At 69.9% G+C, this 12,039-nt stretch carries 8 protein-coding genes; 6 read left to right on the top strand and 2 right to left on the bottom strand.

The features are described from left to right. Window positions 1–290: 290 nt before the first annotated feature. Window positions 291–3,806 (top strand): nidogen-like domain-containing protein, encoded by a 3,516-nt coding sequence (locus tag MFF64_RS12665; RefSeq protein WP_238191044.1) that lies wholly within the window; start codon window positions 291–293, stop codon window positions 3,804–3,806. A 377-nt stretch (window positions 3,807–4,183) separates the two neighbouring features. Further along, on the top strand, window positions 4,184–4,447 hold the full coding sequence (locus MFF64_RS12660) for a hypothetical protein (RefSeq protein ID WP_238191042.1): 264 nt from the start codon (window positions 4,184–4,186) through the stop codon (window positions 4,445–4,447). Between the two features lie 51 nt (window positions 4,448–4,498). Here the strand turns inward: MFF64_RS12660 and MFF64_RS12655 are convergent, their stop codons facing one another. Together MFF64_RS12655 and MFF64_RS12650 are read right to left on the bottom strand one after the other, a co-directional pair. Beyond that, on the bottom strand, window positions 4,499–6,424 hold the full coding sequence (locus MFF64_RS12655) for a serine/threonine-protein kinase (RefSeq protein WP_238191039.1): 1,926 nt from the start codon (window positions 6,422–6,424) through the stop codon (window positions 4,499–4,501). Next, window positions 6,421–7,224, bottom strand: coding sequence for a PP2C family protein-serine/threonine phosphatase (locus tag MFF64_RS12650; RefSeq protein WP_238191037.1), 804 nt, complete (start codon window positions 7,222–7,224; stop codon window positions 6,421–6,423). The genes MFF64_RS12655 and MFF64_RS12650 overlap by 4 nt, the downstream gene beginning before the upstream one ends. A 323-nt stretch (window positions 7,225–7,547) precedes the next feature. Here MFF64_RS12650 and MFF64_RS12645 point away from each other — a divergent pair, with 323 nt between their 5' ends. The 4 genes from MFF64_RS12645 (at window position 7,548) to MFF64_RS12630 (ending at window position 12,005) form a co-directional block, all read left to right on the top strand. Continuing rightward, the gene (locus MFF64_RS12645) at window positions 7,548–8,081 is read left to right on the top strand and encodes an OmpA family protein (protein ID WP_238191035.1); all 534 of its coding nucleotides are present in this window, start codon (window positions 7,548–7,550) and stop codon (window positions 8,079–8,081) included. Window positions 8,082–8,439: 358 nt separating this feature from the next. After that, window positions 8,440–10,044, top strand: coding sequence for a caspase family protein (locus MFF64_RS12640; protein ID WP_273557151.1), 1,605 nt, complete (start codon window positions 8,440–8,442; stop codon window positions 10,042–10,044). Window positions 10,045–10,199: 155 nt separating this feature from the next. Then, window positions 10,200–10,841 carry an OmpA family protein gene (locus MFF64_RS12635; RefSeq protein ID WP_238191031.1) on the top strand — a complete coding sequence of 214 codons (642 nt, stop codon included), beginning with the start codon at window positions 10,200–10,202 and terminating at the stop codon, window positions 10,839–10,841. Window positions 10,842–11,096: 255 nt separating this feature from the next. Then, the gene (locus tag MFF64_RS12630) at window positions 11,097–12,005 is read left to right on the top strand and encodes an efflux RND transporter periplasmic adaptor subunit (protein ID WP_238191029.1); all 909 of its coding nucleotides are present in this window, start codon (window positions 11,097–11,099) and stop codon (window positions 12,003–12,005) included. Window positions 12,006–12,039: the final 34 nt, after the last annotated feature.

The raw sequence follows: 12,039 nt of genomic DNA, 5'->3' as shown, positions 1-12,039 counted from the left end.
AACATTTTCTTCTGGTGTATTGCGCTTTTCCAGGGAGTGCATCGATGTTTTATTTGCGTATCTTACATGCTATGTGGATCGCGTTCGCGTCTCGTCAACTTGGCGAGATTGTTGCAGTCTGGCCACGCGCGGCGCGAATCCAGACGAGACTGGCGAATCAGCTGTTTTATTAACCGTGGCTGTGCGCAACATGCGCCCCAAGCCGACCGATCTGGAGTACGAGGGCGATGGTGACGGAAGGTATCATGGCGGGCGCGCGGCGGTGCCATGGTCTCGGGCGGATGCAGCGGATGTTGCTGCTGGGTGTTTCGGCCGCGAGCCTGACATTGGCACCCGGCATCGCCGGGGCCCAGACCGTCGTGTCGGGTTTCGATGCGAACCAGCTCGCCCGCAACGACGACGCGTCGACCGGGGCCGTGACCCTGCCCTTCGCCGTCAACTATTTCGGGACGAGCTACGGCGAGGTCTACGTCAACAACAACGGCAACGTGACGTTCGGCCAGGCCTCCAGCAATTTCACGCCCGTCGGGCTCGGCGCTGGCTACCGTGGCGCTCCGATCATCGCGCCCTTCTTCACCGACATCGACACCCGGAATCCGGCCAGCGGCATCACCTCCTACGGCAACGGCACCTATGCGGGGCAGGCGGCGTTCGGGGTGACGTGGCCGTCCGTCGGCTACTACAACAGCCGCGCCGACAAGACCAATACGTTCCAGCTGCTCCTGACGAACCGCGCCGATACCGGCCAGGGCAACTTCGACGTCTACTTCAATTACGGGCGGATCCAGTTCGAGACCGGCGATGCCAATAATGGCGTCAACGGGCTCGGCGGCACCTCCGCCTCGGCCGGCTACTCGGCCGGTACCGGCGTCGCGGGCACCTACTACGAGCTGCCGGGCTCGCTGGTGAACGGGGCGCTGATCGACGGCGGCCCCAACGCCCTCGTCACGAGCACGAATAGCGGCGTGCCCGGGCAGTTCCTGTTCCCGGTCCGCAACGGCAGCGTGCTCGTCGCCAATGTCTGCGCTTCGGGCGACAATGCCTCGACCACGACCGCGGCGGTCTGCGGCCCGAACCAGACCTACAACCAGGGCATCTTCTACACCCCGGTCAACCCGTTCACGCTCACCGTCCGGGAGAACACCACCATCGCCGCGCCGGCGGGGGCGGCGGCCGTCCTGGTGATGCCGACCGCGGCCGAGGCGGGCGCCGTGCCGAGCACGAGCACCACGATCAACGTCGCGGCGAGCGCCACGATCACCTCCGCCGACCGGGCGGGCATCCAGATCGATTCGAGCCGCGGGACCGGATCGGGCACGGTCGAGACCGCCGGCAGGATCACGGCCGGCACGGCTGGCATCCTGGCCCAGACCAATACGGGCGCTCTCAGGGTCACCAATACCGGCGCGATCACGGCGCCGTTCGGCGTCCTGGGCGAGGCCGCATCCGCGACGCTGACGAATGGCGGCACGATCACGGCCGGCGTCGGCATGGCGGCGACGTCGGCCGCCGCGGCCGTGACCAATGCCGGTACGATCACCTTCGGCAGGGTCGGCATGGCCGCCACGACGGGCGGCGGCGTGCTCACGAATACCGGCACGCTGACCTATGACGGGTCGATCGCCGATCCGTTCACGCCGGCGGTTCTCGACAACCTCCCGGAAGCGGCCCAGGCGCTCCGCGCCAACCTCATCGCGATCACCGGGACGCCGGACGTCCCCGCGGTGGGCCTGGCGGGCCTGGCGCAGCGCGACCTGTCGGTGTCCAACAGCGGCACGATCGCGGGCGGCGCGTACGGCATCGCGGCCGCGGCGATGCAGGGCACGCTGGTGCTCCAGAACGCCGGCACGATCACCGCCGGCACCGCCGGCGTCGCCGCGCAGGGCGGCATGCCGGCGAGCGCCAGCCTGCCGGGATCGGCCGGGAGTGTGGCCTTCTCCAATAGCGGTTCCATCACGGCCGCCACCGGGCTGGCGGCCAACCTCATGAGCTACGGCGGCAGCCTGAGCGTCGCGAATAGCGGGACCCTGAGCGGCCTCGTTGGCGTCAGGGCCGGGGTGGTGCAGCCGGGCACCGGCAGCGCACTGGCCATCAGCAACGCGGCCGGCGGTTCGATCGTCGGAACGTCCGGGGTCGCCATCGACACCTCCGCGAGCAGCGTCGCGACCCAGATCGACAACCGCGGCACGATCACCGGCGCGCTCGCCCTCGGCGCGGGGTCCTCCGTCAGCAACACGGGCCTCTTCAACGCGGTCGGCACGAGCACCCTCGGCGGCGGTGGCGTGTTCACCAACCTCGGCACCCTCTCGGTCGTGCCCGGGCAGACGGGCGCCGCCAACGCCACGGTCGCGGGTCTGTCCGAGTTCCGCAACGCCGGCACGATCAGCCTCGTCAACGGCCGGGCCGGCGACAGCCTGACCATCCAGGGCAACTATGTCGGCCAGAACGGCCGCATCGATACCGAGTTCCTGACCCAGACGGGCGTCGGCGACCGCGTCGTCATCACCGGCAACGCCAGCGGCTCGACCACCGTCAACGTGACGAACCTGTCCGCCGCGACGCCGTTCAGCATCAGCAGCCCGATCGTGACGGTGCGAGGCACCACCCAGGCGAATGCCTTCACCCTGGGCACCCTGCGGAACTTCGGAACGCTCGAAGGCCAGCTGGTCTCGAGCGCGGGCCAGGGTGAGCAGGGAGGGACCGCGCTCGCGCTCGCCGCGGTGCCGAACGCGGTGGCGCTCTCGGCGCCGACCGCGGTCATCGCCTCGCGCACCATCGCGTTCCAGGGCGGCACCGCCGTCCTCGACCGGATGACCCAGCTGCGCACCGACGCCCAGCGCGCCGCCTCCGGCACGCCGTCGATCCCGCAGGCGCTGCAATATGCCGGCCTGAACCAGTACGCGGCCCTGGTCACCAAGGACCCGATCGCCCCGAAGCTGGTCCAGCCGGTCGAGCCGCCCCCGAGCAACGTCCGTCCGGCGGTCTGGGCCCGCGCCTATGGCGACCTCGAGCGCCGTACCGGATCGACCTCGTTCTCCTTCGGCGGCAACTCCTTCTTCCGCGACCTCGGCTACAGCCAATCCGGCGGCGGCCTGCTCGGCGGCGCCGACCTGGTGATCAGCCGCCTGACCAAGGACGATGACGGTCTCGTCATCGGCGTGATGGGCGGCTACACCACCGCTGCGGTGCGCCTCAACCAGGCCGCTGGCCGGCAGGACTACGAGGGCGGCACGGTCGGTGTCTACGGCACCTACCTGAACGGCCCGTGGTTCTGGGATCACCTGTTCAAGGTCGACCTGCTCGGCCTCGACATCCGGGCGCCCGGCCTGCTCCAGCGCACCGGCCTGCAGAACTACGCCTACACCACCAATGTCGGCTACCGCATCCCGCTGCAGAACGCGGTCTACGTCGAGCCGACGGCGGGTCTCGAATACGTCGCGACCACCTTCAACCAGCAGGCCGCGCTCACGGCGACCTCGGTTCCCCTGCGGGACGGCGACGCCCTGCGCGGCCGGATCGGTGCGCGGGTGGGCTCGGAGTTCGTCGAGGGCGACATCCGGGTCGAGCCGAGCGTGACCGGCTTCCTCTACTCCGTCCTGACGGAGAGCGGGGTCTCGGGCGCGGTGAACGGGATCACCGGGGTGACCGGCCTGCGGGAGCAGGGCAAGCTGCGCGGCGAGGTTCAGGCCTCGGTGAACTTCTTCAACCTGAAGACTGGCCTGTCGGGCTTCGTCCGGGCCGATTACCGCATCGGCGGCGACCTCGTCGGCGGCGGCGGCCGGGTGGGCGTGCGCTACCAGTGGTGATCCCGCGGGGATGATCTCGGTCTGACGGATTCAAGGATCGAAGGGCTCGGCCTCTGCGCCGGGCCCTTCTCGCATGTCGGAGGCACGAGGACGGCCGGCGCGACCCCAGCGGAACGGCGGGATGCGCCGCCGCTCGACCTCGTGACTCGCATGATGGTCGCCGAACCCGCGGCCGCGCCGGTCCCTCTCGGCGGACCATGACTGAGTCACGAAGTTCAGCATCGGTTCAGCCGCGTGCGCCGACACACGGAACCTCGGGAGATCCCGCGATAGATTTCCTCATGTCAAGCTTGCATCGGCGGACACGGACACCACATCGCGGCAACGAGGGGCCTCAAGACTTTCGAGGCCGCCAGAGGACAGTTTGGAGGAAGATCATGAGCCTGCGTGTTGCTGCGATCCTGTCAGCCGCCACCGTCGCGTCGTCTTTGGCGACGGCGCTGCCGGCGCAGGCCGATTACGTCCGCTGCGCCGCGCCGTGGGCCTGCGAGCGGGTCAGCGACCGCCAGATGCAGCGCGAGCTGCGGGTTCTCTACGCGGCCAACCACCAGTGGCAGCCCTGGTATGGCCGCGGCTATGACGCGCGGCCCTACAGCCGCTTCGACGTCGAGGCGCTGCGGCTGATGACCCGGATGCCCTGATGCGGCCTCCGGCACGGGACGAGGGCAGGGGGCATGCCCCCCGGACCGCCCTCAGTTTCCGAGCTTGAAGTAGCTGACGGCGATCCCGGCGGGCCTGGGGTCGCGGTCGAGTTCGTCGCCGATCAGGCGGAAGATCTGGCTCGCCCGCGCGGTTCCGCCGCCCCGCAGGCTGGAGAGCGGCTTCTGGCTGGTGAGAGCGAGTAGCAGCTGCGGCTTCGGCGTGCCGTTGCCCTCGACCTTCACGCTGAATCGGGCTGAGTCGCCGCTGCGCCGCAGGGAGCGGCCGAGATTGCTGACCCTGCCGTCATCCGAGATCAGCAGCAATTCGATACTGCGGTCGCTGCCGGCCTCGACCACTCCGCTCAGTTCCTGACCATTGCGCAGCAGGTCCGACGTGATGGTCAGGCTGGCGGCCCGGGCGTCGCGCAAGGGGAATTGCCGCGCCAGGAAATCGACCAGCGGGCATTGGGCCTCCATGACCTGGTGCAGCGTGATCTGCGGGTCGACGCCGAGGTCGCGCTGGAACGCGGCGTCGAAGGCCATGAACGGCTGGGACAGGGCCCCGAAAGCATCCACCACGACGTTCGGCGGATGGACCGAGACCGCCGTCGCGAAGAAGCAGTCGCCGCCCTCGTAGTTGCGCACGAAGCGCTCGACCTGATCGGCATTCGCGGTCGCGGTCACGGTCCGGGGCAGTTCCGGGCGCGGAGGGGCGTGCGGTTCGTCCGGATCCGGCCCCGGATCGTCCAGGGGGATCACGGCGGGCCTCTCCTCCCGGGCCTGGCGCTCCTCCAGGGCCTGCCGTTCGTCCAGCGCGGCCCTGTGCTGCGCCGCCCTCTCGCGTGCCGCCTTCTCGAACTCCGCCTTCCGGCGGGCCACGTCGTCGTCCTGCTGGGTTCCTTGCTGGGTTCCTTGCGACCTTTCTGGCGGCCTCTCTTGCGGCCTTCCCGGGTCCGTTCCGGGTCCAGCATCGTTGCGCGGGGCAGGGCGGGGGGCCTCGACCACCCGCGGCGGCGCCGGGTCGGAGCGGGGCAGCACCAGCACCGCCGCGCCCCCGAGGATCGCCGCCGTCGCCAGGCCGGCCGCCGCGGCGAGCAGCGGCCCGATGCGCCGCCGCCGCGGCTCGCCCGTGGGAAGCAGGGCGGCGGCCGCCGCCATGTCGGCGGGACGATCCTTCGGGTTCGGCTGCAGCATCGCCGTCAGAACGGGGCGGATGCGCTCGTCGATGCCCGCGAGGTCCGGCACGCGCCGACGCTTCTCGATCACCTCCAGATGGGTGCTGCCCATGTCGATCGCCTGGCCGCGGGCGGCGTGAACCAGCAGCAGGCCGAGGCTGTAGATGTCCGATTTCGGCGTGACCTCGCCGCCATAGAGCCCGAGTTGCTCGGGCGAGACGTAGGCGTACTTCCCGGCGAAGCCGCCGCCGATCACCGTTCCCTCCTGGTTCGGTGACCGCGCGATGCCGAAGTCGATCAGCTTGGCCCGGGCGACGTTGCCGCCGGGCAGGATCACGTTGTCGGGCGAGACGTCGCGGTGGATGATGCCGAGATCGTGCGCGGCCTGGAGCCCGGCGGCGAGGCGGCGCAGCAGCAGCGACAGGGTCGGGGTGTCGAGGGGTTCGTCCTTCAGGCGCTCGGACAGCAGCACGCCGTCGACGAACTCCATCGCGAGGTAGGGCAGATCCAGCTTCGCATCGACCGAGAACACGAAGTACCGGACGATCGCCTCGTGATTGAGGTGGTGGAGCGCGGAGGCCTCGCGGCGGAACAGGGCCAGGGCCGCGGTGTTGCGGGCGAGCTCGGGCTTGATGACCTTGATCGCCACCGCGTCGCCGGTGCCCAGGGCCTCGCCCTTGTAGACCTCCCCCATGCCGCCGGCGGCGATCAGGCTGCGGACCACGTAGGTGTCGTTGAGCCGGGTGCCGGGCTGGATGAACGCGCGGGACGGCTGCGGCAGGAAGACCGTCTCCTCGGTCATGACCCGGTGCCTTCCCGCTCGACCCCGCCCCGGGCGGGTCCGCCGAGGTAGCGCAGAGCCACGACCGTGACGTTGTCGCGCGCGCCGCGCGTCAGGGTGAGCGACACAAGGGCGTCGCAGGCGGCCTGCGCGCCGGCGCCGGCACACAGGTCGAGGATCTCCCGGTCGGCGACGTGCTGGGTCAGCCCGTCCGAGCAGAGCACGAACAGGTCGCCGGGCTCCAGCATGCCATGGACCAGCTCGACCTCGGGCCGCTCCTGCACGCCGATCGCCCGGGTGACCGCGTTGCGGCCCGGCCACACGCTGGCCTCCTCGGGCGTGAGCACCCCCCGGTCGAGGAGGGACTGGATCTCCGTGTGGTCGTGCGACAACTGCGCGATGCGTCCGTCCCGGATTCGGTAGATCCGGCTGTCGCCCGACCACAGGCAGGCGAAGTGGGGCGCGAAGATCAGGAGAACCGCCACGGTGGTGCCGACCACGGTACCGCGAGCCTGCGCGATTGTCTGGATCTCGGCATTCGCCGTCGCGATGCTGGCCTTCATCCGGGCGAGGAGGTCGCCGGCCGAGCGCGCGGGGGCGATCGTCGCGAGGGCGTGCACGACCGCGCTCGACGCGACGTCGCCGGCAGCGTGCCCGCCCATCCCGTCCGCCACCGCGAACAGGCCGCTCTCGGGCGCGACCAGGAAGCGATCCTCGTTCAGCGACCGGACATGGCCGACATGGCTCGCCGCACCCAGATCGAGCCGCGCCGCCTCGTGCCGCGGCACCTCCCCCCCGTCCTGCGGGGCCGTCCCGGGCATCAACCGATCCTTCCTCGTGACGACGACCGGCCCTCGCGCGGCCTTTGCGGCACCCTGACCGAGGCGGCGCCGTTCGGCAAGGGCCGACTGTGTCCCCGCGGTTTCATCCACGGCCGGCTCATTGCGTCTCTATTGCGCGCGCTGGGACGAAACTCCAGACTATTGCATCGACGAAATACGAACGCCCGGATTCGGTCGTCATGATCTCGTCGAGTGTTTCAAGTCTGTCGTAATTCAAGTATTTTTTGACTCGCACCGCGGCAGGCCGTTGACGATAGACTGGAGGTTCGGCATAAGAGCAAGCATAACGAGGGTAACGAGCGATGCGCGTCCTGGCACTGATTGCGGCTGCCCAGATCACGGCGATGTTGGGTCCGGCTCTGGCCGGCCCGGCCTACACGGCCGACGACATCGTCAAGCACTTCACGGCGGCGGACCAGCCCGATCTCGGGCAATCCCGGGGGCTGTGCATCGGCACCCGCAACGAGTGCAATGCCGGCGTTCCGGCTCGCAAGCCCGCCGGCAGCTTCGATCTCGTGGTGAACTTCGACTACAACTCGGACGTGCTGACGCCCGCCGCCCGCGCGAATCTCGACGAGTTCGCCCGGGCACTGCAGGACGCGCGCCTGAAGTCGGCGAGCTTTGCGGTGGAGGGTCATACCGACGGCCGCGGCGGTGACGATTTCAACCTCAGCCTGTCGAGCCGGCGCGCCCGGGCGGTGGTGAAGTACCTGGCCGACCGCGGTGTCCAGGCCGGGCAGCTCTCTGCCAGGGGCTACGGCAAGGCCCGGCCGCTCGCGAGCGATCCCCTCGATCCGGCCAACCGCCGCGTCGAAGCGCGTCTTGAGACACCGTGACATTGCGGGCACAGCGACATCCTTCGCTGCAGCGGGTGCGCGCCGGCACGGGGAAACGGCAATCGTGGATGTAGAAGCAAAATTTCGGATGCCGATGCAAGGCTGTTGATGCCGTGATTGCTACGCCGTTAGGCTGCTCCTTCTTCGTTCGACGTGCCCAGGAGAAGCGCAGGAGCGGCCGAACTCGTGGGAGATCTGGAAATCGATTGGGGTCGTCAATCGATAATTGTGGTTGACGCTCGACGAAGATTGTTGATTCCGGCCCTCCCCAGGCTTTCGCCAAACTTGTCAGGACAGTCGAGAGGATTTAGGGTTCGCCCGGCGAAATCGGGTCTCTGCGCAAGTCTTTGAGGGCAACATGCGTGCGTGGTGGTTTGTCTGTATCGTGCTCGCAGCCGGGATGTGCGTCGCGCAATCCGCTGCGGCCGACAGCAAGCAGGGCGATCGCGTCGCGCTCCTGATCGGTAATGCACAATATCCAGACAGTGACAGCCCGTTGACCACGCCGATTCAGGACATTCGCGCCGTCGGGGCGGCCCTGCAGCGGCGGGGATACACCGTCGACATTGCCGAGAACACCAACAAGAGGACGATGCAAGACACGTTGTCGGCCTTCTTCGACAAGATCAAGCCGGGTGCGGACGTCCTGTTCTACTTCTCTGGCTATGGCATCCAGTCCAACAAGAAGAACTACCTGGTTCCGACCGACGGCCAGATCTGGAGCGAAGCCGACCTGCGGCGGGACGGCGTAACCGTCGACTGGGTGATGACGGAGATCGACCGGCGGGGCGCGGATGCGAAGGTCGTGGTGCTGGACGCGGCGAACCGCAACCCGTTCGAGCGGCGCTTCCGCGGCTATTCCACCGGCCTCGCGGCGGTGAGCGATCCGCCGGCCAACACCCTGGTGGTCTACTCCACCGCGCCCCAGACCATGCTGCGCCCGGGCAGCGGCACCCGCAGCACCTTCGCGGACGAGCTCGTCGGGCCGATCGGCAGCGACGGCGTGTCCCGTGCCGCCTTCGACAAGGCCCGGGCCGGGGTCTCGGCCGCGACCCAGGGGGCGCAGGTGCCGTGGATCTTCTCGACCCTCAAGGAGAATGCCGGCGGCTGGGCCGACCCTCGGCCGGTGCCGTCCAGGCCGCCGCGGACCTCCACCGAGGCCGCACGGCCGTCGGATCCGCCCAAGCCGCTCGAGCCGGCCAGGCAGGAGACCGCCAGGCAGGAGACCGCGAAGCTCGAGCCCCCGAAGATCGAGGCGCCGAAGCCGCCCAGCGGCCCCGTGGCGGACCCGGCGGGCGACTTCGCCGCCGCCAAGCGCACGAACACCCGCCAGGCTTATCAGAACTTCCTCACCCGCTATCCGACCGGCGCGTGGGCCGAGCGCGCCCGTGCCGAGATCGACCGGATCGATGCGGCCGCCGCCAAGCCGTCCTCCGTCGACGTCCAGGCCCTGACCTATTCCCGCGAGGACCTGCGCACGAAGGCCGAGCTCGACCGGGCGATCGAGCGCAATCCCACCGACACGGGCGCGCTCTACCGTCGGGGCCAGCTCTACGCCATGCACCGCGAGTTCCAGCCGGCAATGGCGGATTTCGACGAGGTCATCCGCCTCAACCCGCAGGACGTCGAGGCCCTCAACAACCGCTGCTGGGTCCGGGCGATGATCGAGGAGCTCGACCGGGCGCTGCGCGACTGCAACGAGGCGCTCAAGCTGCGCCCCAACTTCGCCGATGCCCTCGACAGCCGGGGATTGGTCAACCTCAAGATCGGCATGGCCGGCATGGCCGTACGCGACTACGACGCCGCCCTGCGCGGCAACGGCAAGCAGGCGTCCTCGCTCTACGGCCGCGGGCTCGCGCGGTTGCGCACCGGCGAGACGCAGGAGGGCAACAGCGACATCAGCGATGCCCTCGCGATGGATCCGGGCGTCGCCAAGGAGTTCGCCCGGTACGGAATCCGTTGAGCGGAGAGTTCGGTACCCGCTCGATGTGACGAGGCGGCCGTGTGTCCCGGCTCACAGACCGGGGAGCGCGGACCGGAGATGGTTCGATCGACGCGTCGCAATCCCTGACCTACCGCATGCGCGTTCCAGCATGCGGACCGCAAAGGATCACCACGATGATGAACTCCGTGCCCACGAAGTCGTTCCGCACCGCGCTCCTGGCCGGCCTCCTGGCTCTCGGCTCGGCGGTCGCTCAGGCGCAGCCGGCCCCCTCGGAGGCCGACATCCTCAAGGCGCTCTCGCCGGCCCAGCAGCCGCTGACCCGCGGCCTGTCCATCGGCGCGCGCGGCGGCGAGTCCAGGGGCGGCGGCGAGGACCGTGCCTTCCTCGACACGCTGCGCAACCGCACCTCGTTCTCCCCGGCGGAGCGCGAGCGGATCGCGGCCGCCTCGGCCGACAAGCAGAGCATCGATCTCGAGATCCCGTTCGACTACGCCTCGTCGACGATCGGCCCGAAGGCCCTGCCGCTGGTCAAGAGCCTCGGCGGCGCCCTCTCCCAGCTGAAGGGGAACACCTTCCTGGTCGTCGGCCACACCGACGGCAAGGGGACGGACCAGACCAACCAGGCCCTGTCCGAGCGCCGGGCCGAGGCGGTGCGGCAGTACATCATCCAGAACTACGGCGTGGCGCCCGCCAATATCGTCGCGGTCGGCTACGGCAAGAGCCACCTGAAGGACACCGGCAACCCGCTCGCGGCGACGAACCGCCGGGTGACGGCGGTCAACATGTCGGCGGTCAAGTCGGCCTCGCGCTTCTGACGGCGGTTTCGTTCGCGAGCCGTATCGCGCGCCCGCGGCGTCCGGGCGACGCCGACTTCCGTGGTACCTCGGGCGATCCACCGCGACCGCCCGAGTCACTCGACCGGCCGTCGCATGAGCTGACGCCCACGAACATCAGCCCATGAATATCCGCCCATGAACATCCGCCGCCCGTCTCCGGTGCGGCGGGCGTTCCCCCAGAGTCCAGCCGAGCCCGGCACTGCGGACCGCACCCTCCAGAGCGTCGAGCCGTCCATGTCCTCTGCCACGCCCCGTGGCCGCCTTCGGGCCCCGCACGCCGCCACGCAGCTCCTGTCCTTGGCCGCGCCGCTCCTGGCCCTCGGCCTCGCCGGGGCCGTGCCCGGCGCCGCCGCAGCGGCCGGGGCCGGAGCGGCACCGGCCACGGTCCCGGCTCGCAAGGCCTGCTTCGCGGATTCCGTGCGGATCACCGGTTACGCCATGCCCCGGCGCGAGGCCTATCTGGCCTTTCCGATGGAGGGCTACCGGGTCTCCGAGGTGCTGGCGCAGGAGGGCGACAAGGTGAGCGCCGGGCAGGAACTCGTGCGCCTGGTCCGCGTCGCCCCGGAGGATCCGTCCGCCGCCGCATCGCCGGCGGCCCGTCTTCCGGCGAGCGTCGCCCTCAAGGCACCGGATGCCGGGGTGGTGGGCAGCAGCACCGCCCAAGTCGGCGCCCTCACGGGCCCGCAGGCGGAGCCCCTGATGCGCCTCGTCACCGACCGGGACCTCGACCTGATGGTGCAGGTGCCGAGCCTCTACGTCACCAAGGTGCGCCAGGGGGCGAATGCCCGCATCGTCACCGATGCCGGTACCGAGCTGCGCGGCGAGGTCCGGGTGCCGGCGACCGATGTCGACCCGGCGACGCAGTTCGGCCGGGCCCTGATCGCGCTGCCGGCCGGAACCGGCCTGCGGCCCGGCCAGTTCGCCCGGGCCCTGGTGGACACCGCCTCGAGCTGCGGCGTCGCCGTGCCGCGCTCCGCCATCCTGCGCCGCAGCGACCTCACCAGCGTGCAGGTGCTGGCCCGCGACGGCAGCATCGACACCCGCCGGGTCACGATCGGCCTGTCCTCCGAGGACGAGGTCGAGATCCGCAGCGGCCTCACCGCGGGCGAGGCGGTGGTCGCCAATGCCGGCATGGCCTTCTGACGCAGCCCAACCGACCGGCATCGGGCCGCTCCCC

This window comes from Methylobacterium frigidaeris (assembly GCF_022179185.1).
Classification (GTDB): Bacteria; Pseudomonadota; Alphaproteobacteria; order Rhizobiales; family Beijerinckiaceae; genus Methylobacterium; species Methylobacterium frigidaeris.
This window is presented reverse-complemented; position numbering and strand designations above follow the sequence as displayed.

Excerpts from the sequence above, each read along its gene's own strand:
- MFF64_RS12640 (WP_273557151.1), top strand. The coding sequence starts at position 8,440 with ATGCGTGCGTGGTGGTTTGTCTGTATCGTGCTCGCAGCCGGGATGTGC.
- MFF64_RS12650 (WP_238191037.1), bottom strand. The coding sequence starts at position 7,224 with ATGCCCGGGACGGCCCCGCAGGACGGGGGGGAGGTGCCGCGGCACGAG.
- MFF64_RS12635 (WP_238191031.1), top strand. The coding sequence starts at position 10,200 with ATGATGAACTCCGTGCCCACGAAGTCGTTCCGCACCGCGCTCCTGGCC.
- MFF64_RS12645 (WP_238191035.1), top strand. The coding sequence starts at position 7,548 with ATGCGCGTCCTGGCACTGATTGCGGCTGCCCAGATCACGGCGATGTTG.
- MFF64_RS12630 (WP_238191029.1), top strand. The coding sequence starts at position 11,097 with ATGTCCTCTGCCACGCCCCGTGGCCGCCTTCGGGCCCCGCACGCCGCC.
- MFF64_RS12665 (WP_238191044.1), top strand. The coding sequence starts at position 291 with ATGTTGCTGCTGGGTGTTTCGGCCGCGAGCCTGACATTGGCACCCGGC.
- MFF64_RS12655 (WP_238191039.1), bottom strand. The coding sequence starts at position 6,424 with ATGACCGAGGAGACGGTCTTCCTGCCGCAGCCGTCCCGCGCGTTCATC.
- MFF64_RS12660 (WP_238191042.1), top strand. The coding sequence starts at position 4,184 with ATGAGCCTGCGTGTTGCTGCGATCCTGTCAGCCGCCACCGTCGCGTCG.